Annotated in this window: 19 protein-coding genes, 1 tRNA gene and 1 other RNA gene; 12 read left to right on the top strand and 9 right to left on the bottom strand. The window is 60.3% G+C overall.

Going from position 1 to position 20,847, the window contains the following annotated elements; genetic code table 11:
• Positions 1 to 444 carry a DUF6674 family protein gene (locus QO231_RS08365; RefSeq protein ID WP_316775081.1) on the bottom strand — a complete coding sequence of 148 codons (444 nt, stop codon included), beginning with the start codon at positions 442 to 444 and terminating at the stop codon, positions 1 to 3.
• Between the two features lie 154 nt (positions 445 to 598).
• On the opposite strand from QO231_RS08365, the gene lpdA reads away from it, so the two are divergent.
• A complete protein-coding gene (gene lpdA, locus QO231_RS08360) occupies positions 599 to 1,993 on the top strand; it encodes a dihydrolipoyl dehydrogenase (RefSeq protein WP_316775080.1) in 1,395 nt (464 codons plus the stop codon).
• An 80-nt stretch (positions 1,994 to 2,073) separates the two neighbouring features.
• A complete protein-coding gene (locus QO231_RS08355; RefSeq protein ID WP_316775079.1) occupies positions 2,074 to 3,435 on the top strand; it encodes an MATE family efflux transporter in 1,362 nt (453 codons plus the stop codon).
• Here QO231_RS08355 and gyrA read toward each other — a convergent pair whose 3' ends face one another.
• Positions 3,436 to 6,201 carry a DNA gyrase subunit A gene (gene gyrA / locus QO231_RS08350; protein WP_316775077.1) on the bottom strand — a complete coding sequence of 922 codons (2,766 nt, stop codon included), beginning with the start codon at positions 6,199 to 6,201 and terminating at the stop codon, positions 3,436 to 3,438. It lies immediately after the preceding gene.
• Between the two features lie 193 nt (positions 6,202 to 6,394).
• Between gyrA and QO231_RS08345 the strand changes: the two genes are divergently transcribed.
• Positions 6,395 to 6,664 carry an usg protein gene (locus QO231_RS08345; protein ID WP_316775074.1) on the top strand — a complete coding sequence of 90 codons (270 nt, stop codon included), beginning with the start codon at positions 6,395 to 6,397 and terminating at the stop codon, positions 6,662 to 6,664.
• Positions 6,665 to 6,743: 79 nt separating this feature from the next.
• Here QO231_RS08345 and QO231_RS08340 read toward each other — a convergent pair whose 3' ends face one another.
• A complete protein-coding gene (locus QO231_RS08340; RefSeq protein ID WP_316775073.1) occupies positions 6,744 to 8,294 on the bottom strand; it encodes a caspase family protein in 1,551 nt (516 codons plus the stop codon).
• A gap of 82 nt (positions 8,295 to 8,376) precedes the next feature.
• Positions 8,377 to 9,330 (bottom strand): radical SAM protein, encoded by a 954-nt coding sequence (locus QO231_RS08335; protein ID WP_316775070.1) that lies wholly within the window; start codon positions 9,328 to 9,330, stop codon positions 8,377 to 8,379.
• A 163-nt stretch (positions 9,331 to 9,493) separates the two neighbouring features.
• Between QO231_RS08335 and zwf the strand changes: the two genes are divergently transcribed.
• From zwf to pgi, 3 genes are read left to right on the top strand one after another with little or no spacing between them, the layout of a single operon-like run.
• A complete protein-coding gene (gene zwf / locus QO231_RS08330) occupies positions 9,494 to 10,951 on the top strand; it encodes a glucose-6-phosphate dehydrogenase (protein ID WP_316775069.1) in 1,458 nt (485 codons plus the stop codon).
• Positions 10,948 to 11,619 (top strand): 6-phosphogluconolactonase, encoded by a 672-nt coding sequence (pgl, locus tag QO231_RS08325; protein WP_316775068.1) that lies wholly within the window; start codon positions 10,948 to 10,950, stop codon positions 11,617 to 11,619. Before zwf ends, pgl begins: the two co-directional genes overlap by 4 nt.
• Before the next feature lie 3 nt (positions 11,620 to 11,622).
• A complete protein-coding gene (pgi, locus tag QO231_RS08320; RefSeq protein ID WP_316775067.1) occupies positions 11,623 to 13,242 on the top strand; it encodes a glucose-6-phosphate isomerase in 1,620 nt (539 codons plus the stop codon).
• Between the two features lie 161 nt (positions 13,243 to 13,403).
• Here pgi and QO231_RS08315 read toward each other — a convergent pair whose 3' ends face one another.
• Positions 13,404 to 13,880 (bottom strand): acyl-CoA thioesterase, encoded by a 477-nt coding sequence (locus QO231_RS08315; RefSeq protein ID WP_316775065.1) that lies wholly within the window; start codon positions 13,878 to 13,880, stop codon positions 13,404 to 13,406.
• Positions 13,881 to 14,076: 196 nt separating this feature from the next.
• Here QO231_RS08315 and QO231_RS08310 point away from each other — a divergent pair, with 196 nt between their 5' ends.
• Together QO231_RS08310 and QO231_RS08305 are read left to right on the top strand one after the other, a co-directional pair.
• Positions 14,077 to 15,696 carry a long-chain-fatty-acid--CoA ligase gene (locus QO231_RS08310; protein WP_316775063.1) on the top strand — a complete coding sequence of 540 codons (1,620 nt, stop codon included), beginning with the start codon at positions 14,077 to 14,079 and terminating at the stop codon, positions 15,694 to 15,696.
• A 260-nt stretch (positions 15,697 to 15,956) separates the two neighbouring features.
• Positions 15,957 to 16,439, top strand: a complete 483-nt coding sequence (locus tag QO231_RS08305) for an SspB family protein (protein WP_316775061.1) — start codon at positions 15,957 to 15,959, stop codon at positions 16,437 to 16,439.
• Between the two features lie 5 nt (positions 16,440 to 16,444).
• On the opposite strand, the gene QO231_RS08300 is transcribed toward QO231_RS08305, so the two are convergent.
• Positions 16,445 to 17,008, bottom strand: a complete 564-nt coding sequence (locus QO231_RS08300) for a hypothetical protein (protein ID WP_316775060.1) — start codon at positions 17,006 to 17,008, stop codon at positions 16,445 to 16,447.
• Between the two features lie 175 nt (positions 17,009 to 17,183).
• Here QO231_RS08300 and fumC point away from each other — a divergent pair, with 175 nt between their 5' ends.
• The 3 genes from fumC to QO231_RS08285 are packed head-to-tail and all read left to right on the top strand — an operon-like array spanning position 17,184 to position 19,002.
• Entirely contained in the window at positions 17,184 to 18,578 is a 1,395-nt protein-coding gene (gene fumC / locus QO231_RS08295) for a class II fumarate hydratase (protein ID WP_316775058.1), read from the top strand.
• Positions 18,578 to 18,754 carry a DUF4169 family protein gene (locus QO231_RS08290; protein WP_316775056.1) on the top strand — a complete coding sequence of 59 codons (177 nt, stop codon included), beginning with the start codon at positions 18,578 to 18,580 and terminating at the stop codon, positions 18,752 to 18,754. The genes fumC and QO231_RS08290 overlap by 1 nt, the downstream gene beginning before the upstream one ends.
• Positions 18,751 to 19,002 (top strand): ribbon-helix-helix domain-containing protein, encoded by a 252-nt coding sequence (locus tag QO231_RS08285; protein ID WP_316775053.1) that lies wholly within the window; start codon positions 18,751 to 18,753, stop codon positions 19,000 to 19,002. Before QO231_RS08290 ends, QO231_RS08285 begins: the two co-directional genes overlap by 4 nt.
• A gap of 18 nt (positions 19,003 to 19,020) precedes the next feature.
• On the opposite strand, the gene QO231_RS08280 is transcribed toward QO231_RS08285, so the two are convergent.
• Entirely contained in the window at positions 19,021 to 19,206 is a 186-nt protein-coding gene (locus QO231_RS08280; protein ID WP_316775051.1) for a hypothetical protein, read from the bottom strand.
• Positions 19,207 to 19,468: 262 nt separating this feature from the next.
• Here QO231_RS08280 and QO231_RS08275 point away from each other — a divergent pair.
• A tRNA-Gly gene (locus QO231_RS08275) sits at positions 19,469 to 19,542 on the top strand.
• A 74-nt stretch (positions 19,543 to 19,616) separates the two neighbouring features.
• Here QO231_RS08275 and ssrA read toward each other — a convergent pair.
• Positions 19,617 to 19,964, bottom strand: a transfer-messenger RNA (tmRNA) gene (gene ssrA, locus QO231_RS08270).
• Positions 19,965 to 20,028: 64 nt separating this feature from the next.
• Complete coding sequence (locus QO231_RS08265) at positions 20,029 to 20,766, bottom strand: FadR/GntR family transcriptional regulator (protein ID WP_316775050.1); 738 nt, start codon at positions 20,764 to 20,766, stop codon at positions 20,029 to 20,031.
• Positions 20,767 to 20,847: the final 81 nt, after the last annotated feature.

Here is a 20,847-nt window from a genome sequence, read left to right as displayed (position 1 = left end):
CTAGCTCGGTGGTGATACATCATCTGCGGGCACACATCCCCGGATGCGGGTGACGCTGATGACGGCCTGGGCACCGGCCTTTTGAATCGCATGATCCAACAGGCGGTTGGGCGCAGCGCGCAACTCTGCAAGGGAGCCTTGCATGTCGGCCAACTTGGCCTCCATCTGTTCCACGCGATCTTGAATGCGCGCCATTGTGGCCGATGAATCCTCTCCCGATTGGTTTTTCATTTCTGCAAGATCAGCGCGCAACGCCGCCAACTCGGCCCCGGTCGTCTGAACGCTTTCCTGAAGCGGTGCCACGATCTGAAGATGCTCTGCAAAGGTCTCGGTCAACGAATTGGCCCTGTTGGCCAGCGTCAGCAGCAAGAACAGGCACAGCGCGACCAGGATCAGGGTGGCGTTCAGCACTGCGAGAAACAGGTCTTTCAGGGTCTTTCCCATTGCGTCGCTCCGGATTTTTCCACGTCAGACTACCACGCGACCGGCAGGTGACCACCGCAATCTTGAGGCGGCACGCTGATATCTTTGCAATGATGGGAGGCAGTTGCTAGGCTGTCCTCTACTGGTTCAACCCCTTCTGACAGCAAGGTAAAACATGGCCGCCAAATCCTATGATATGATCGTTGTCGGGGCGGGTCCCGGCGGGTATGTCGCCGCCATTCGCGGTGCGCAGCTGGGTCTGAACGTGGCCATTGTCGAGCGCGAGCATATGGGCGGTATCTGTCTCAACTGGGGCTGTATCCCGACCAAGGCGATGCTGCGCAGCGCCGAGGTGTTTCATCTCATGGAGCGGGCCGCAGAATTCGGCCTCAAGGCGGACAAGGTCGGCTATGATCTCGACGCCGTCGTCAAACGCAGCCGAGATGTGGCAGGGCAATTGTCGGGTGGCATCGGGCATCTGATGAAAAAGAACAAAGTTACCACAGTGATGGGCGAGGCCGCGCTGACCGGCAAGGGTCAGGTCAGCGTCAAGACCGACAAGGGACAGGAGGAGCTTTCCGCCAAGCACATCGTTCTGGCCACCGGCGCGCGGGCGCGAGAACTAGCGGGGATTGAGGCCGACGGCGATCTGGTCTGGACCTATAAACATGCGCTGCAACCGGCTCGGATGCCCGGGAAACTGCTGGTCATCGGCTCGGGTGCGATCGGCATTGAATTCGCCAGCTTCTACAATACGCTGGGGGCGGACACGACGGTTGTCGAGGTGATGGACCGGATCCTGCCCGTTGAGGATGCCGAGATCAGCGCGTTTGCCAGCAAGCAATTCACCAAGCAGGGCATGACGATCAGGGAAAAGGCTGCCGTCAAGAAACTCGACCGGGGCAAGGGCAAGGTCACCGCGCATATCGAGACCAACGGCAAGACCGAGGCGCATGAGTTTGACACGGTGATTTCGGCGGTCGGCATCGTCGGCAATGTCGAGAACCTCGGGCTCGAGGCGCTTGGGGTCAAGATCGACCGGACGCATGTGGTGGTCGATGAATACTGCCGGACCGGCGTTGACGGGCTATATGCCATTGGCGACATCGCCGGCGCGCCCTGGCTTGCGCACAAGGCCAGCCACGAAGGGGTGATGGTCGCCGAGTTAATTGCGGGCAAGCATCCGCATCCGGTCAAACCGGAGAGCATTGCCGGATGTACCTATTGCCAGCCACAGGTGGCCTCCGTCGGCTTTACCGAGGCCAGGGCAAAAGAGCTTGGGTATGACATCAAGGTCGGGCGCTTTCCCTTTATCGGCAATGGCAAGGCTATCGCCCTCGGCGAACCCGAAGGCATGATCAAGACGGTGTTTGACGCCAGGACCGGCGAATTGCTGGGCGCACACATGGTGGGGGCAGAGGTGACGGAACTCATTCAGGGGTACGTGGTGGGGCGGCAGCTCGAAACCACCGAAGAGGATTTGATGAATACGGTCTTCCCGCACCCGACCCTCAGCGAAATGATGCATGAATCCGTTCTCGACGCGTGGGACCGCGTGATTCACATGTGATCGCAGTCGCCGGGCGCGCGCCCTTTTTGCCATTCTCGCTCTTGCCGGGGGGGTATGATCTGCCCTACTGCAGAATTCTCATGAGCGCTGCAATGACATATCCCGGCCATATCAAGGCCATCTTGGTGCTGGGCCTGCCGCTTGTCGGAGGGCACCTTGCGCAGTTCGCCATCGGCCTTGTCGATACGGTGATGCTGGGCTGGTATGGGGTGAACGAACTTGCAGCGGTGACGCTGGCGTCGACCTACTTCTTCGTGCTCTTCATTCTGGGCGGTGGGTTCGCGCTGGCGGTGATGCCGATGGTGGCCGCCGCCGAGGCATCGGGCGATGAGATCAGCGTCCGACGCTCCACGCGCATGGGGCTATGGTTGTCGCTTGCCTATGCCCTGCTGGTCATGCCCCTGATGATCTGGTCGCGCCCGATCCTTCAATTGCTGGGGCAGGAACCTCTGGTGGCGCAACTGGCTGCGGAGTATCTGCGGGTGGCCTGCTGGGGGATCATTCCGGCCTTGCTGGTGATGGTCCTGAAATCCTACCTCGCCGCACTTGAACGTACACAGGTCGTTCTCTGGGTCACGCTGACGGCGGCGGTGACCAATGGCGTGGTGGACTACATGCTGATCTTCGGCAACTGGGGTGCGCCGGAACTGGGCCTGTTTGGCGCGGCGCTCGCATCCCTTGTGACACAGATGATATCGCTGATCGCGATTGTTGCCTATGCTGCGTGGCGACTGCCTGACCACCAGATCTTTCTTCGCCTTTGGCGGCCTGACTGGGAGATGATGGGGCGCGTTTTCCGACTCGGTGTGCCCATCGGGCTGACCCTTGTAAGCGAGGTCGGGCTGTTTGCGGCCTCTGCGCTGATGATGGGGTGGCTGGGCACGCTGTCGCTGGCGGCGCACGGGATCGTCGTTACCGTGGCTTCTGCCACGTTCATGGTGCATCTGGGGCTGTGCAACGTCGCCACGATCCGGGCGGGCAATGCCTATGGTCGGCAGGACCGGGCACATATGGCGCGTGGTGCTATTGCGGTGACTGGTCTGTCGCTGGTCTTTGCGGTCCTGACCATGATCGTCTTCGTCCTCGCGCCGGTTCCGCTTCTTTCGGCGTTCATGGAAGCCGATAACCCGTACCGACCGGAGATCCTCGAAATCGGTGTGATGCTTCTGGCTGTTGCCGCGCTGTTTCAGCTTGTCGACGGGGCACAGGCCATGGCCTTGGGGCTGCTTCGCGGGGTGCAGGACACCAAGGTGCCGATGGTGATGGCGGCGATGTCCTACTGGCTCATCGGGATCCCCACATCCTACTATCTCGGCTTTGTGCAGGATATGGGCGGAGTCGGCATATGGCTGGGCCTTGTCGTCGGCCTGGCCTTTACCGCCCTGTTCCTGATGGTGCGGTTCTGGGGTCGGACGATAAAACAGATCGGCGTGGCGGCCTGATTATTCGCCGCCAGCCATTTCGTCGCCACCCGTTTCCGCGTCGGCCTCGCCCTGATCCGCAATCCACGCCACGCTGACCACCTCTTCACCGTTCGACGTGTCAAAGACCTTGACGCCGCCAGCAGAGCGCGAGCGGAAGGAAATCCCCTCGACCGGAACCCGGATGGACTGTCCCTTGGAGGTGGCAAGCATGATCTGATCATCAAGCTCGACCGGGAAGGACGCCACCAGGTCACCACCGCGCATGGCCTTGTCCATGGCCGCCACGCCCTGACCGCCCCGCCCGCGAACGGGATAGTCGTGACTGGAGCTGAGCTTGCCGGAACCACGTGCCGAAATCGTCAGGATCAGATTTTCCGCCGCCGACATTTCCGCATAGCGTTCCTGAGAGATCGTGGCCATCGCGTTGACGTCTTCGTCCTCTGACGCTTCGACATCATCGGCCAGGCCGGCGACGGCGCGGCGTCGCTTGAGATAGGCCGCGCGTTCGTCCGAAGTGGCGTCGAAATGCCGAATGATCGACATCGACACGACACGGTCATCGCCGTTCAATCGAATCCCGCGCACGCCGATCGAGTTCCGGCTGTTGAATACGCGCACATCGGTGGCCGGAAAGCGGATGGCACGGCCCGAGTTGGTGACCAGCATCACATCGTCGTCGTTGCTGGCGATGCGGGCATTGATCAGGGTCGTCCCGGCATGCTCGTCCTCGAATTTCATTGCGATCTTGCCGTTGCGCATCACGTTGGTGAAATCCGACAGCTTGTTGCGGCGCACGGTGCCCGCCGAGGTGGCAAAGACCACCTGCAAATCAGCCCATTCCGTCTCTTCGCGATCCACCGGCATGATCGCCGCGACCGAGACACCGGGGGGGATCGGCAGGATATTGACCACCGCCTTGCCCTTGGAGGTCCGTCCGCCTTGCGGCAGGCGCCATGTCTTGAGCTTGTAGACCATGCCCTCGGTGGTAAAGAACAGCAGTTGCGTGTGTGTATTGGCTACGAAGAGCGTGGTGACCACGTCCTCTTCCTTGGTCTGCATCCCTGCGAGGCCCTTGCCGCCACGCCGCTGGCTGCGAAAATCGGCCAGCGGAGTCCGTTTGATATAGCCGCCCGAAGTCACGGTTACGACCATGTCCTCACGCTCGATAAGGTCTTCGTCTTCCATGTCGCCGGACCAGTCGACGATCTCGGTGCGGCGCGGCACGGCAAATTGCTCGCGGACCTCGCGAAGTTCGTCCGAGATGATCCCCATGATGCGTTCACGGCTGCCGAGGATTTCAAGGTATTCCTTGATCTTACCGGCCAGTTCTTCCAACTCGTCAGTGACTTCCTTGACGCCGATCTGGGTCAGGCGCTGCAGGCGCAACTCAAGGATCGCGCGGGCCTGGGTTTCGGACAGGTTATAGGTGCCGTCCTCGTTTGCCGTGTGCGTCGGATCGTCGATGAGGGCGATGTATTCCATGATCGACGCGGCAGGCCAGCGGCGGGTCATCAGCTTTTCGCGCGCTTCGGCGGCATCTGCGGAGGAGCGGATCGTGGCGACGATTTCATCGATGTTGGTGACAGCGACGGCCAGACCGCAGAGCACGTGACTGCGTTCGCGCGCCTTGCGCAGCAGATAGGCGGTGCGCCGGGCTACGACATCCTCACGGAAGTCGATAAAGGCGGTCAGAAACCGGCGAAGGGTCAATTGCTCGGGTCGGCCACCGTTCAGCGCCAGCATGTTACACCCAAAATAGGTCTGCATCGGGCTGAACCGATAAAGTTGGTTCAGGACGACCTCGGCGGTCGCATCGCGCTTGAGTTCGACAACAACGCGGACCCCGTTGCGGTCGGATTCGTCCTGCACGTGGGCGACACCCTCGATGCGTTTTTCGCGGACCGCCTCGGCGATCTTCTCGATCATGCTCGCCTTGTTCACCTGGTAGGGAATCTCATCGACGATGATCGCATAGCGGTCTTTGCGGATTTCCTCGACGCGGGTGCGCGCGCGAATGATGACGCTGCCCCGGCCTTCGAGATAGGCCTTTCGCGCGCCGGATCGTCCGAGCATGATTGCGCCCGTCGGGAAATCCGGCCCCGGAACGTAATCGATCAGCTGTTCACTGGTCAGGTCCGGTTCTTCGATCAGGGCCAGCGTGGCGTCGATCACTTCGCCAAGGTTGTGGGGCGGGATGTTCGTCGCCATGCCGACGGCAATGCCACCTGCGCCATTGACCAGCATATTGGGAAAGCGCGCCGGCAGGACAGTGGGTTCCTTGTCCTTGCCGTCGTAATTGTCCTGAAAATCAACGGTGTCCTTGTCGATATCCGCGAGCAGCGCCGCCGAGGGCTTGTCCATGCGCACTTCGGTATAGCGCATCGCCGCCGGGTTATCGCCGTCCATGGAGCCAAAGTTCCCCTGGCCGTCCAGCAGCGGCAAAGACATGGAAAAGTCCTGCGCCATCCGCACCAGTGCGTCATAGATCGCGCTGTCGCCATGGGGGTGGTACTTACCCATGACATCACCGACCGGCCGCGCGGATTTGCGATAGGGTTTGTCATGCGTATTGCCGGTTTCATGCATCGCATAGAGAATGCGGCGATGGACCGGTTTCAGACCGTCTCGCAGGTCGGGAATGGCGCGGGACACGATGACCGACATCGCATAGTCCAGATAGGATGTGCGCATTTCGGATTCGATGGACACGCTGGGCCCGTCATAGACGGGCCGCTCTGGCGGGGTTTCATCCATATTTTCAGGTGGTTCCGGCGTGTCGCTCACGTTATTTTGCCCACTCTCTGTGCGTCGACTATATATAGTAGGCGGACCTTACCAGACGACGCATATAAGGTGCAATGGTGCTGTGACCGATCATTTGGCAGCCACCGTGATGTTCTGCTAACACACTGTTTTTGTTGAAAGTTAACTTTTTTTGGCGATCATGAACATATCGAGGCAACTTACGAGTTATATCATGGAACCCACAGAAACCGAACTGATGCTGAAAGGGTACGGGCTGACAACGGCAGAATTGTTCTATCACATGCCGGACTATACCCACGTTCTCAACAGCTATGTATGGCAAGAATATGATCTTGCACCAGACCATCCCGCGTTGTTCAAATTCGTAGAATTCTGGCAACGTGAAATCGATGGACCCCTGCATTCCGTCCGTTTTACGCATCGCAAACTGCTGTCATCGGGCGAATGGCACAATCAGGTGGGTGAGTTCGCACTGCACTGACGATCCATCGGTCCGCAGCGCTGCGGCACGCGACATCTTTCGGTAAGGCCGTTGGCTCCGTATGGGTTGGGGCGTTGGATCAGCTCACGCGCCAAGCCGTTGCAGTGCATCCATTGGAGGCGACGTTGGAGTAACTGCGGCCATCCGCAGCCAATGTGCCCGACGCATAGGTTGTGACGGTCGCCCAGTTCAGCACGAATTTCATCTTGCGCCCGGTCAGGGTGACCAGCGTCGTCGCGCTCTGACCCAGAGAGTCGTTCACCGTACCTCTGAAGGAATTGGGGCCGGTACGGGTGTAACTGGCTGTTCCGGTGGTCTTGATGAACAAGGGGCAGCTTGCTCTGAATTGCCAGTTGCCGGCGATGTTGAAACCGGCCGGTTGCGCCCGCGAAACAGCAGCATCGGGCTGAGCCGCGGGTTGCGCGTTGCATGTCCGGGAACCGCTTTGCCTGATTGCCTGCAGCGCCTTCGCTGTCCCAAGGTCGGTGGCTTTCAATGCGGCACCGGTGTCGGTGATGAACCGCTGAAAGGCCTGGCGCGTGCGCGGGCCGGGGACGCCGTCGGCGGACCCGGCAGAGCATTTGGCGGCGTTCAGGGCGGCTTGGGTCTCGCGGATGATGGTTTTTCGATCTGGTTCCTGGGCCGCCGGGTCAGGCTCCTGTTCGGGGGCGAGGCGGGTGTCGGACTCATCCTTTTCGCGCAATTGCAAGGCCATGCGATAAGTGAATTCATCCTTGCGATCGGTGTATCGGTCGAGAAAGACCTGTATCGCCTCGGGGGTGCCGATGCTCCGGGCGAGATCGAAATCGGCGCGCATATGGTCGGTGGTGGCGTTGTCCGGGCCAAGGGTTTCCTGCACCGACGACGATGCGCGCGCGAAATAGAAGTCCCCCAGCAACTCGTCATAATAGGCCGGGAACTGCTGATGGTTGACGCTGCGGGCAAGGTCGCGGACTTCGGTGCGCAGGTCGGCGACCAATGTGCGCAACTCCAGATCCGGCTGGGCGAGGCGGGGCAGCAACAGGCGGGTGAACACAGAATTCTCGGCGACTTCGTCCTCGGTCAGCTCGTCCAGTGCCAGCTGTCCCGCACCCGCAGAAAAGATCACGAATGTGCCCTGCGGCGCGGTGATGCGGCCCAGGCCACGGGCGCCGCCGATACTGCGGCCCGTCGTGTTCTGGAACGGATTGTTACGACAGGCATCGATGATGGCGATTGTCGTTCTTGCGCCAGTGGCCCGGATCCGGTCGAGCAGGGCGGAGAGTGCGATGGATTCCGACTTGATGAAATCCCGCTCGCCGCTCGCCGGGGCGATGATATCAGTGGGTAGAAGATAGTTCTCGCCGTCGATTTCGACCCCGTGGCCAGCAAAGAACAGGACCGCCGTATCGCCCGCCTGCAATTGCCCGGTGAATTCCGAAATGCTCCGATTCATCTGCCGGCGGCTGGAATCCGTTGCGGTGATGGTTTCAAAACCCTGTGCGGTCAGTGTCTCGGCGATGGCGGTGGCGTCTGCGACCGCTTTTTCGAGCCGGGGAACCTGATCGTAGGCATCATTCCCGATCACCAGGGCCATTCGGCGTTCGGCTGCCGCCGAGCCGGGGACCAGTGCCAGCAGCAGAAGGGTCATTCCAAGTCGTATCAATTCACGTGCTCCGCAGCGATTCCCTCGCACTATAGCGCAGGTTTCTACGGCAGTCGGGTGAACCGGTTCACGCGGAACAGCTTGCCCCTCCCAGGACGCAGAACTTGGCGCAATGCGGGTGGTTCAGCTGGACGTCCTGTTCGGCGTCGCTGAGGGTTTCACCGAGTTCGAATTCGGGTGAATACGGGAGCAGGGTACAGGCCAGCACGACGGGATGATCCGCCCCCTTGCGCCTGACCACCATCCGGGACGAGGCGCACATGACATCTTCTGGACGCTTGCCGAGGATATCCCAGCAGGATGTGGTGATCTCGGGCACCTCGACCTCTGCATCCATCTCCGGAAAAAGCACGAGCTCGGCCGGCGACTGCGCGTTGATGGCAAAACCGTTCGACTCGAAGAGGGCGGCAAAACCCGCACGGCCGGACGCCTCATCTTCGTCGAAGTGGGCGCGACCGGCGACCGTTGTCCGGATACCGGTATCCCGAAGCCAATCCATTCCGGTCATGGTCTTGGCAAAGCTCCCCGCACCGCGTTCAGCATCGTGCAGGTCGCGGCTGTAGTGATCCAGCGATACGCGCAGTGTCATCTGTGTGCCGTAAAGTCTCTGAAGTTCGATCAACCCCTCGCGCATTGTCCTGCGCATCATCGGGCGCATCGCGTTGGTCAGGATCAGCACCTCAAATCCACGCGAGAGAGCGGCGCGTGCCATGTCGATCATCTCGGGATTCATGAACGGTTCGCCGCCGGTAAAGCCGATTTCGCGTATCGGCCAACCGCGTTCGGAAATCTGGTCAAGATAGGCGTTGACCTCGTCCGTGCTGATATAGACCAGCGCATCGTTGGTGGGGCTGCTGAGAATATAGCAGTTCTCGCATTCGATATTGCATTGCGTTCCGGTGTTGAACCAGAGTGTTTCCGGCTTGCTGAGCGGCACCGAGGCCCGCGTCTCCCCCTGGGCGGTGACAAAACGGTTCTGGAACTTTCCTGCATTGGCGGGTTGCGTTGCCAGATCTTTCATTTGCCATCTTCCATTGTGAACGTCCTGAAACGGGTTTAGCCCACGGAGGTCGGCGGAGAAATGTAACACTGCGGCGATTGACATAGTTGTGATGCACGCGTGTTTTGGTATATGTGAGCGCTAACATTTACGTAAAACACGCAAACATGAGGGCAGGTTGGTCATGGTATCGCGAGTCATTCCGGTGGAACCGTTTGATCTTGTTATCTTTGGGGGTACCGGGGATCTGGCGCGGCGCAAGATCCTGCCGGCCTTGTTCCGTCGCTTCTGCGCCGGGCAGATGCCGCATGAGGCGCGGATCATCGGCGCGGCGCGCTCCAGGCATGGAGCCGACGAATACAAGGCAACGGTGCGCGCGGCGATCGTCGAGTTTGTTGGCGGCAACGAGGCGCAGTCGGATGCGCTTGAGGGTTTCGTGGATCGCATCGACTATGTAACCGTCGATGCGCGCGGGACTGACGGCTGGGCCGAACTTGCGGGCAAGATGCGTGACGGCTGTGTGCGGGCGTTCTACTTTTCGGTGGCACCCGCGCTTTTTGGCGATCTGGCCGAACGCATCCACCATCACGGGATCGCGACGGAGCAGTCGCGGATCGTGGTGGAAAAACCATTCGGGAATGATCTGGCCACCGCACGCGCGCTGAACGACACGTTGGCCGAGCATTTTGACGAAGGTCAGATCTATCGGATCGACCACTATCTGGGCAAGGAAACCGTTCAGAACCTGATGGCGATCCGCTTTGGCAACATGTTGTTTGAGCCGCTCTGGAACAGTCAATACGTGGATCACATCCAGATCACCGTGGCCGAAACCGTCGGTGTCGGTGGACGCGGGGAGTATTACGACAAGGCCGGGGCGATGCGCGACATGATGCAGAACCACCTGATGCAACTCTTGTGCCTGATCGCGATGGAGCCGCCGGCCAAGTTCGATCCGGATGCGGTACGCGATGAAAAGCTCAAGGTGATCCGGGCGTTGGATGCGGTTGAACCACACCACATCGTGCGCGGCCAGTACCAGGCGCTTGATGGGGAACATCCCGGCTATCGCGAGGCCGCAGGCAACCCACGCAGCAGCACTGAAAGCTATATTGCGCTAAAGGCGCATATCAGCAACTGGCGATGGGCGGGCACACCGTTTTATCTGCGCACGGGCAAGCGCCTTGTGGCCCGGTCCTCGGTGATCAGCGTGGTCTTCAAGGACGCGCCCCATTCCATATTCGGAGCGGAAGCCGGTCGCCATGCCAATGTGCTGTCAATTCGGTTGCAGCCGAACGAGGGAATCACGTTGCAGGTGACGATCAAGGAACCCGGCCCCGGTGGTATGCGGCTTGTTGACGTTCCGCTGGACATGACATTTGCTGAGGCGCTCGGACCCGAGGGCGGAGATCCGCCGGACGCGTATGAGCGACTGATCATGGACGTGATCCGGGGCAACCAGACCCTGTTCATGCGCGGCGATGAGGTCGAGGCGGCATGGGCATGGGCCGATCCGATGATCGCGGGCTGGACAGCGCGCGGAGAGGTGCCCAAGCCCTATGAAAGTGGTAGTGTGGGCCCCGATCACGCGGAACAGTTGTTGCGCCGCGATGGTCGCGCCTGGCGGGGTATCAAACCATGAATATCATTGAATATGCAGATCGCGAACTCGCGGCCATCGACTTGGCGAACGTGATTGCCGGTGATCTGGAATCGGCTCTGTTCACCCATGATCGCGCATCGCTCGCGGTCCCCGGTGGAACGACGCCGGGACCGATCTTTGATGTGCTCTGCGCGGCCGATCTGGATTGGTCCCGCGTGCATGTATTCGCAACAGATGAACGCTGGGTGCCGCAGAACGACCCGCGCAGCAACGCCGGGCTGATCGCCTCGCGATTGCTGACCGGGCGCGCCGCCGCTGCCACGCTATTGCCGTTCTATGCACCCGCGCAGGAACCCGAGTCGGTGCTTCCCGAGATCGAGGCGCAATTGGCGCCGGAACTGCCGGTTTCGGTGCTGTTGCTCGGGATGGGCGTGGACATGCATACGGCCTCGCTGTTTCCGGGCGTTGCGGGATTGGCAGAGGCGTTGTCGGAGGATGCGCCGGTGCTGTCGGTGCTGCGTCCCGAGGGCGTGCCCGAAACCCGGGTGAGTCTGAGCGCCTGGGTGCTGAACGGCGCGATGTCAAAGCACCTGGTGATCTTCGGGGCTGACAAGCGCGCCGCGCTGGAACGGGCCCGGAAACTGTCGCCCGAAGAGGCACCCGTGCGCGCGGTGCTGGATGAAATGACGATACATTGGGCGGAGTGAAAGATGGTAGACTGGACGCACCTGAATGGGCTTTACGCGGCGACCGGATCACGGCAGATGCTCGCCATGTTCGAAGACGACCCCGATCGCGCCGAGAGGTTTTCCGCGCAAGTCGGTGATCTGCGGCTGGACTATTCAAAGACGCGTGTGGATGCCGCTGTGATGGAGGCGTTGATCGATCTGTGTGATCAGGCCGACCTTGCCGGGCATCGCGCGGCCATGTTCGGTGGCGACCGCATCAATGAAACCGAAGACCGCGCTGTGCTGCACACGGCATTGCGCAATCTGGACGGTGGACCTGTGATCTCTGGCGGCATTGATGTGATGCCCGGTATTCTGGCGACGCTGGATCAGATGCGGGCCTTTTCGGATGCTGTGCGCTCGGGCGAAAAGGCCGGAACCGGCGGTGCCTTCACCGATATCGTGAATATCGGCATAGGCGGGTCCGATCTCGGCCCGGCGATGGCGGCGCTGGCGTTGGCACCCTATCAGGATGGGCCGCGCTGCCATTTCGTGTCGAATGTCGATGGCGCGCATATCGCCGATACGCTGCGCGGATTGGATCCGAAGACCACGCTGGTGATCGTTGCTTCCAAGACCTTCACGACCATCGAAACGATGACCAATGCCCGCACGGCACGGGCCTGGATGCAGGAAGGGGGCGGCGATCCCGCGATGCAGTTTGCAGCGCTGTCGACGGCCCGCGACAAGACGGCGGCATTTGGTATCGACGATGCGCATGTGTTCGGCTTCGAGGATTGGGTCGGCGGGCGCTATTCGGTCTGGGGGCCGATCGGTCTGTCGCTGATGCTGGCCATCGGCCCCAAGGGGTTTGATGCGTTTCTGCGCGGTGGGCAGGCAATGGATACGCATTTCCGGGCCGCTGATTGGCACGAGAACCTGCCGGTTCTGCTCGCCCTGATCGGCATCTGGCACCATCAGATATGTGGATATCCGACCCGCGCGGTGCTGCCCTACGATCAGCGACTGGCGCGGTTGCCAGCCTATTTGCAGCAACTGGAAATGGAATCCAACGGCAAGAGCGTGGCGATGGATGGCAGCGCGCTGACCGTGCCATCCGGCCCGATCGTCTGGGGCGAGCCTGGCACCAACGGTCAGCACGCGTTTTACCAGCTTATCCACCAGGGAACGGGCGTGGTGCCATGCGAATTCATGGTGGCCGCGCAGGGCCACGAGCCGGATCTGGCGCATCAGCATCGCCTGCTGGTCGCGAACTGCCTGGCGCAGTCCGAAGCGCTGATGCGGGGGCGGTCCATCGACGAGGCGCGGGCGCGCATGGCAGACAGGGGGTTGGACGCTGCGGAACTGGAGCGTCAGGCGCGGCATCGGGTCTTTCCCGGTAACCGTCCGTCGACGACATTGGCCTATCCGCTGCTGACGCCGTTCGTGTTCGGCCAGATCGTCGCTCTGTACGAACACAGGGTTTTTGTTGAGGGCGTCATCCTTGGCATCAATTCCTATGATCAATGGGGCGTCGAGTTGGGCAAGGAACTTGCCACCTCGCTGGGACCGGTTGTCGATGGCACGCAGAGCACATCGGGCAAGGACGGTTCGACCGCAGCGCTGGTCGAGTTCGTGCACAGGCACGGAGGTGCTGCCTGACGCGCGAAAACCGGGCCAAACATCGGGGCAAACATCGGGGCCAAACATCCGGGCGGACAGGAACGGAAAGGGGCAGGGGGCGCTGCCCCCTCCGGCGAAAATCGAGATTTTCCCCGTTCACCCCCGGAGTATTTCAGACAAAGATGAAGGGCTGCGAGAGATCAGGCGTCAGAGGTTGCGCCTTCGCTCAGCTGGAACTGTTGTCTGAGGCTCTGGGGCAGCGGCAGGCGGCCCGAACCGGTCGGGGCGAGCAGGACCATGACCGCAGTGAGCGTGGCGCGCAGATCACCCGCCCACAGTTGTTGTTCAAGCGTGTATGAGGTGTTGCGAAAGGCCGCGACGCGGGCGGTTGCGACATAGTCCTCGCCCATCACCATCTCGCGGATGAATTGCATGTTGGCATTGCGCAGGACCATGCGCGGGCTGCCCCCGTCCTGGAAGTGATGGGCGCAGAACCTGTGGAAATGCGCGACGCGCAGGGTTTCGAACCATCCCATGTAGGATTTGTTGTTCACATGCTGGAGGATATCGAGTTCGGCGTAACGAACGCGATCTGCCAGCGCCAGTGTTTGCGGCGTGGCAATCCCGAGCGTGGTCTGTTCGGTCGGGCTCAGCGGGGTGTGGTAACGCAAGGTCATAGGCGAAACGGCTATCCGCAGTGCGATTTCAGGACAAGCCCGATATTGCCAACAGGTGTTATCCTTGTCAGGTTGACCGGGGGAGGAGACGGACCGGACAGGCGACCAGAGCGGTCAGCCGATCGGGCACGCCTCAGATGACCAGAACGCGCACGGGGCCTTTGCCCGGCCAGAACCATTGAACGAGGAGCCTGTTATGCTGGGCCAGATGATGACTGCACCCCTGCTGATTTCGTCGCTGATTGATCATGCGGAAAACTATCATGGCGATACCACGATCGTGTCCGTCGAGACATCCGGGGGCGTGACCCACACCAACTGGAGGGACGTTGCGCGCAATGCCCGCAAGCTGGGCTCGGCCCTGCACAAGCTTGGTCTCGATCCGCAGACGCGTTGCGGCACGATCGCGTGGAACAACCGGCGGCATCTGGAAATCTACTTCGGGGTGTCTGGTGCGGGTCTTGTCTGCCACACGATCAATCCGCGCCTGTTCCCCGAACAGTTGATCTATATCATCAACCATGCGGACGATCGGGTCCTGTTTTTGGATGCCACATTCCTGCCAATCGTCGCCAAGCTGGGCGAACATCTGCCCAACCTGGAGCATGTCGTGCTGATGGGACCGCGGGACGCGGCGCTGGCGGAGCAGGTGCCGGGGCTGATGTTCTATGACGAGTTGATCGAGACCGGGGATGATGATTTCGAATGGCCGGACCTGGATGAAAACACCGCTTCAAGCCTTTGTTATACCTCTGGAACGACGGGAAATCCCAAGGGCGTTCTGTATTCGCACCGTTCGACCCTGCTGCACAGCTATGCCGCGAATCTCGCGGATTCGCTTGGCTTGACGGCAATGGATGTCGTGATGCCGGTCGTGCCGATGTTCCACGTCAATGCCTGGGGCGTGCCCTATTGCGCAGCAATGGTGGGCAGCCGGCTGGTGATGCCTGGGCCGGGGCTTGACGGCGAGAGCCTGGTCAAGCTGATTGACGGAGAGAAGGTGACGCTTGCCTTGGGCGTGCCGACCATCTGGCTGGGTTTGCTGGCACATGCCAAGGGAATGGGCAGCAAGCTGGAGAGCCTCAAGCGTACCGTTGTTGGTGGATCCGCTTGCCCGCCCTCGATGATGACACAGTTCCGCGAGGATTTTGGCGTCGATACGATCCATGCCTGGGGCATGTCCGAAATGAGTCCGCTGGGTTCGGTGAACATTCCTCTGGCCAAACATCGCGATCTGCCGATTAGGGAGCAGCACAGGCTGCGCGAGAATCAGGGCCGTCCGCCGTTTGGTGTGGAGTTGAAGGTCGTCGACGAAGATGGCGGCACCTTGCCAAACGATGGCAAGACGCAGGGCGATCTGCTGGTGCGGGGCCACTGGGTGATCGACAGCTATTTCCGTATGGGCGATCAGGACACCCTTCAGGAGGGCTGGTTCGCGACGGGCGATGTTGCGACGATTGATCCGGACGGGTTCATGACGATCCGTGACCGGTCAAAGGATATCATCAAGTCCGGCGGCGAATGGATCAGTTCGGTAGAGCTTGAAAACATCGCGATCGCACATCCCAAGCTGGCCAATGCCGCCGTCATCGGGGTGCGTCACCCGAAATGGGACGAACGTCCCTTGCTTGTCGCGGTTGCGGCCGCGGGAGAAACGCCGACGGAAGAGGAGTTGCTGGCCTTTTTCGACGGCAAGATCGCCAGCTGGCAGGTTCCCGACAAGGCCGTGTTCATCGAGGCGTTGCCTTTGAACGCCACGGGCAAGGTTCTCAAACGCAATCTGCGCGAGCAGTTCGCGGATGCCTTGACCGGCTGATGCGGACCGGAAACCTGCAATTCGCAGCATCATGGCGGGGGCTGGGGGCGGTCCCAGTATCTGTAGCTAGGTGTTGACCGCAGATACCGAGACCTGCGGGTGCGGTGGGCAAGCGTCAGGAACTCTGTCGGCCCATCGGTGGCGGGGTCGCGACGCTGCTCTCCCGTCAAGCGGACGGCGAAACAAATTAGGGTTGTCCCAGGGGTTTGTTTATGCTCGAATCCCTTATGCTTGATGCAGCCCCTAGTGTGGAAGATTGAATGTCCCGCGATATCGACTACGGAAACCTGATGCACACTGCGATGCGCGGACTGATCAAGTCCGTCTTGCAGGATGTGGCCGACAATGGTCTGCCCGGGGTGCATCACTTCTTCATCACCTTTGACACGTCACACCCCGGGGTTGAACTGGCTGATTGGCTGACCGACCGTTACCCCGGCGAGATGACCGTGGTGATGCAGCATTGGTTCGACAATCTGGATGTCGGGGAGGACGGGTTCGCCGTGACGCTGAATTTCGGGGATGCGCCCGAGCCACTCTATATCCCCTATGACGCGATCAAGACCTTTGTTGATCCGTCCGTCGAGTTCGGGTTGCGCTTTGAAAGTGCGGAAGACGAGGAAGAAGACGAGATCGAGTCGATCGTTCCGGCCGCGATCAACACCGACCATGTACAGGAAGACGAGGCGACTGCTGAAAAGGTCGATGCCGAAGTTGTTTCGCTGGACAGCTTCCGCAAGTAGCCTGTCTACTTCTCTTCGAGAAAGACCTCGGTAGTCCGTGTTTCCTTGCCATTCGCGGTTCGCGTGAATTTGAGATCAAGCCCACCGGCTGCGAGTGTCCGGTCGAATTGCTGCATTTCGTAACCGCCGCTGTCATTCACAAACAGCGAAAACACGGTCAGCGTTTCATCATCGATCCGCGCCCAGACATAGGGTTCGCCCTGCATCGGATCCAGTTGGGCTTCATGGCCGAACACGTTGCGCTTCATCGCCGCTGCGAACACACCGTCGCGATCAGTGGGCACAAAGTTGATCTCGAAGGTCGTTTCCTTGATCCGGTCGCGTGTCTTGTAGGTGGTCGTGGTCCATTTCACCGAGAAGCCCTTCTTGGTCTCCTTGATCGTGACACTCATGTCTCGCGGAATCTCTGAACCATCACTATCAGAGACCACGGCGGAGCCGGTGTATTGCCCCACAAAACGAGAGATTTCGGCCGATGCGGTCTGTGCCACAACGCAGAAAAGGAGTGCGACGGTCAGGGCCCGCAGTGTGCGGGCAAATCCGGGATGGATCACATTCACGCATGGCATCTGAAAGCTTTGCCTCCTGAGATCTCTCTACCTTACAGCGTCATCCGGCAATCTCAATGATGCAAGTGCTGCTCCGAAACCCGGTGGCGATGCGCCCTGCGCCCAGATGGCAGATTGCACCGATCCCTCATGGCGGATAAATGGCATACAAGCGCATACCTGACGGAGATCCAACATGTCCCAGACCCGCACCGAAACCGATAGCTTTGGACCGCTCGAGGTCCCCACCAACAAGTATTGGGGCGCGCAGACCCAACGGTCCATTCAGAATTTCCCCATTGGCTGGGAAAAACAGCCCGTCGCCATTGTGCGGGCGCTTGGCGTAATCAAACAGGCCTGTGCGCAGGCCAACAAGGCGTCCGGGGCGCTGGATGCGAAACTGGCCGATGCTATCATTCAAGCGGCTGGTGAGGTTGTCGACGGCAAGTTTGACGATAACTTTCCCCTGGTCGTCTGGCAGACCGGCTCCGGCACACAGTCCAACATGAATTCAAACGAGGTGATCGCCAACCGCGCGATAGAAATTCTTGGCGGCGTCATCGGCTCCAAGGACCCGGTGCACCCGAACGATCACTGCAACATGGGGCAATCCTCCAACGATACCTTCCCGACCGCCATGCACATCGCGACGGCGATGAGTGTCCGCGACGTGCTGATGCCGGGGCTTGAGAAACTCGCCGCGGGGCTCGAGGCCAAGGCCGAACAGTTCAAGGACATCATCAAGATTGGGCGCACGCACACGCAGGATGCGACACCGCTGACACTGGGACAGGAATTCTCGGGCTACGCCCATCAGATCCGGCAGGGGATCGCTCGGGTGAATGCGGCGCTGCCGGGAATCTATGAACTCGCACAGGGTGGCACCGCTGTCGGCACCGGGCTGAACACCAAGCACGGCTGGGGCGAAACGGTCGCTGCCAACATGGCCGAGATTACCAATCTGCCGTTTGTCACCGCTCCCAACAAGTTCGAAGCGCTGGCCGCCCATGACGCCATGGTTTTCATGTCGGGTGCATTGGCCACGGTTGCCGGATCGATGTACAAGATCGCCAACGACATCCGTTTCCTCGGTTCTGGCCCGCGCTCGGGGTTGGGCGAACTGATCCTGCCAGAAAACGAGCCGGGTAGCTCGATCATGCCGGGCAAGGTCAACCCGACCCAGGCCGAGGCGATGACGCAAGTCGCCGCGCATGTCATGGGCAACGACGCTGCGATCAAGTTTGCCGGCAGCCAGGGCCATTTCGAACTGAACGTCTACAATCCAATGATGAGCTATAACCTGCTCCAGTCGATCCAGCTTATCGGCGACGTTGCCGACAGCTTTACCGAGCGGATGCTGAACGGCATCGAGGCCAATGAACCGCGCATCGACAAGCTGATGAAAGAGAGCCTTATGCTGGTTACGGCGCTGGCGCCGACCATTGGGTACGACAACGCCACAAAGGTCGCAAAGACCGCGCATAAGAACGGCACTACGCTCAAGGAAGAGGCCATCGCGCTTGGCTTTGTGGATGCGGAGACCTTCGAAAAGGTGGTTCGGCCCGAGCAGATGGTCGGCCCCAAAGACTGATGTCGAAGCCGGTCAACCTGAACCGTTTTCGCAAAGACAAGGCGCGGGCTGACAAGACCTCCCGCGCCGAAGAAAATGCGGTCAGGTTCGGACGGACAAAGGGCGAAAAGAAACTGGATCGCGCCCGCACGGAAATGGCACGGCGCGATCTGGATGGTCACAAGGCCGAGGAATGAGCGGGCGTCCGAAGAAACACTCGCTGACCCTGCGCGGGCATCGCACCTCGGTATCGCTCGAAGACGCGTTCTGGGCCGCGTTCCGCAGAATTGCCGAAGAGCAGTCTATCCCGATCAATGTACTGGCGGCCCGGATAGACGAAGAGCGCGGCACATCGGCGGGGTTGGCGACGGCCATCCGGTTGTTTGTGCTGGCGCACTACGAGGCGCGGCTAGAGGAACTGTCGGCAGAGTCGTCCAGCACGTGATGCGCCTGTTCTTCAGCGCTATGCTGTTGGCGCAGTTGGAGAAGAACGCAGGTCGGCTTCGAACAGGTCTGCGTATTCGGCTCGCAGGTGATGCTGAACCTTTGAGTTTTCGCGGACCACCTCTTTGGCGCAATACGCCTGGGTGTCGGAAACCGGGCCGAGAAAGAAGATTGACCGGGCCGCGTTGGTCAGGAACATTGTCATTTGGGTCTCCAGTTTCGGTTTGGTCGGTATACATCTGGATCTAGCCGCTGACGTCACACCGAAAACGGGGAAAAATCCGCAATTGTCCCCCTAAGTTGCGGTCCAAAGCACTCTTCTGAAAGAGAGTGAGACGACACGGCCAGAACGTCGTTGCAAGTGCACAATACCAACGCGGGATGGGCAGGGCGCCATCGCCTGCCAGGCCTTGCGCACCCTTTTGAACTTGCGTGGCTCACGTCGTTCCGCTATCCCGATGCGCGCTGCGGGTGTAGCTCAATGGTAGAGCACCTGGTTCCCAACCAGATGACGGGAGTTCGATTCTCCTCACCCGCTCCAATCCCAAAACGGGTCGAGGACAAATGCGAGACGGGCTTTGCGAGCGCGTTCTTTGGATCTGAAACTACGTGAAAAGTGCAGGCTTCTGTTGCCAGGTGCCTGCGAACCCCGCCTTACACTGCTAGGCGCAAGGGCTTAAGTTTCGGTACTGTTACTGCTTACGCAGCAACGGCAACCGGAGCACGATTGTCATTTGCAATTGTACTTTTTTCGCCGGTAACGGTGGCAGACCGCCGAGACAAAGCTAACCCCTTTAGACGTTCGTCGATCCTATTTCGGCCCCATGATCCCCAAATGAGGGATATTTGGTGGAGCCGCCGGGTACCGCCCCCGGGTCCGATCCGCTTATTACGAGCGCGTTTATGTCCATAGTCCCGAAGGACAGTCACAATATAGGCAGGGAAGTGCGCGGATGCAATCGGCGCTGTGCGATCTGGCGCACAAACCCGAGGCTTGAACCCTGGCGCGGGCGCATTGCCGGTCTCGTCATTGGCCGAGGGGTTTTGCGCGCGCGGCAAAGACGCTTTGGGCCAGCGCAAGCGTTTCGGTTTCGAGCGCGGTGAGCGCGGCGCTTGCGGCCGCGCCGTCCTGCGATTCTATCGCGTTGGCAATGTCGGTGTGCAGATTGACAATCGCCTCGCGCGAGCGGGCGGTGAACGTGATTATGTTCATCAAGGGCTGCATCGCCTCGACCGCACCGGCGAGTTGATAGGACAGCACGGGGTTGCCAGCCCCATCCACCAACGCCCGGTGGAATGCGACATCAGACGCACAGAATGCTTCGTCCGTCAGGCCGGGTTGGCCCTGCCTGAAAATCTCGGCGCGCATGGTGGCAAGATGATCCGCAGTTCTGCGCGCGGCAGACAGCGACGCACAGGCGCGCTCCATCGCATAGCGCGCTTCGCAGGCTGTTTCAAAACTGACCGCGTTCATCGACAGGAGCAGGGTTGAGGTGGTGATCTGCTGGGAATAAGCCTCCGGATAGCTGAGCCGGTTGACAAAGGCCCCGCCAGAAGCTCCCCGTTGCGTGCGGATCAACGACTGTGCCGCCAACCGTTTCAGCGCCTCGCGTACCGTGGGGCGGGAGACGGCAAAGTGGTCGGCCAGCTCGGCTTCGGACGGCAGGCGTTCGTCCACGATCAACCCGCCCGTCATGATCGCATCTCGAATCGACGTGGCGATCTGGGCGGAAAGATCCGCGTTGCTGTTGGGGTCAATTTGCATCGGTGCACTTTTCATTTGTCTGACATTTAAAAGTCTGACATTTAAAACGCAAGAGGTGAGTCGGGCGAACAGGGAGGATGC

Source organism: Sedimentitalea todarodis, assembly GCF_032595355.1.
Lineage (GTDB): Bacteria > Pseudomonadota > Alphaproteobacteria > Rhodobacterales > Rhodobacteraceae > Sedimentitalea > Sedimentitalea todarodis.
Note: the sequence above shows the minus strand (reverse complement) of the source record. Positions and strands in the feature narration are given on the sequence as shown.

Excerpts from the sequence above, each read along its gene's own strand:
- QO231_RS08365 (WP_316775081.1), bottom strand. The coding sequence starts at position 444 with ATGGGAAAGACCCTGAAAGACCTGTTTCTCGCAGTGCTGAACGCCACC.
- lpdA (WP_316775080.1), top strand. The coding sequence starts at position 599 with ATGGCCGCCAAATCCTATGATATGATCGTTGTCGGGGCGGGTCCCGGC.
- QO231_RS08355 (WP_316775079.1), top strand. The coding sequence starts at position 2,074 with ATGAGCGCTGCAATGACATATCCCGGCCATATCAAGGCCATCTTGGTG.
- QO231_RS08345 (WP_316775074.1), top strand. The coding sequence starts at position 6,395 with ATGGAACCCACAGAAACCGAACTGATGCTGAAAGGGTACGGGCTGACA.
- QO231_RS08340 (WP_316775073.1), bottom strand. The coding sequence starts at position 8,294 with ATGACCCTTCTGCTGCTGGCACTGGTCCCCGGCTCGGCGGCAGCCGAA.
- QO231_RS08335 (WP_316775070.1), bottom strand. The coding sequence starts at position 9,330 with ATGAAAGATCTGGCAACGCAACCCGCCAATGCAGGAAAGTTCCAGAAC.
- zwf (WP_316775069.1), top strand. The coding sequence starts at position 9,494 with ATGGTATCGCGAGTCATTCCGGTGGAACCGTTTGATCTTGTTATCTTT.
- pgl (WP_316775068.1), top strand. The coding sequence starts at position 10,948 with ATGAATATCATTGAATATGCAGATCGCGAACTCGCGGCCATCGACTTG.
- pgi (WP_316775067.1), top strand. The coding sequence starts at position 11,623 with ATGGTAGACTGGACGCACCTGAATGGGCTTTACGCGGCGACCGGATCA.
- QO231_RS08315 (WP_316775065.1), bottom strand. The coding sequence starts at position 13,880 with ATGACCTTGCGTTACCACACCCCGCTGAGCCCGACCGAACAGACCACG.
- QO231_RS08310 (WP_316775063.1), top strand. The coding sequence starts at position 14,077 with ATGCTGGGCCAGATGATGACTGCACCCCTGCTGATTTCGTCGCTGATT.
- QO231_RS08305 (WP_316775061.1), top strand. The coding sequence starts at position 15,957 with ATGTCCCGCGATATCGACTACGGAAACCTGATGCACACTGCGATGCGC.
- QO231_RS08300 (WP_316775060.1), bottom strand. The coding sequence starts at position 17,008 with ATGCCATGCGTGAATGTGATCCATCCCGGATTTGCCCGCACACTGCGG.
- fumC (WP_316775058.1), top strand. The coding sequence starts at position 17,184 with ATGTCCCAGACCCGCACCGAAACCGATAGCTTTGGACCGCTCGAGGTC.
- QO231_RS08290 (WP_316775056.1), top strand. The coding sequence starts at position 18,578 with ATGTCGAAGCCGGTCAACCTGAACCGTTTTCGCAAAGACAAGGCGCGG.
- QO231_RS08285 (WP_316775053.1), top strand. The coding sequence starts at position 18,751 with ATGAGCGGGCGTCCGAAGAAACACTCGCTGACCCTGCGCGGGCATCGC.
- QO231_RS08280 (WP_316775051.1), bottom strand. The coding sequence starts at position 19,206 with ATGACAATGTTCCTGACCAACGCGGCCCGGTCAATCTTCTTTCTCGGC.
- QO231_RS08265 (WP_316775050.1), bottom strand. The coding sequence starts at position 20,766 with ATGCAAATTGACCCCAACAGCAACGCGGATCTTTCCGCCCAGATCGCC.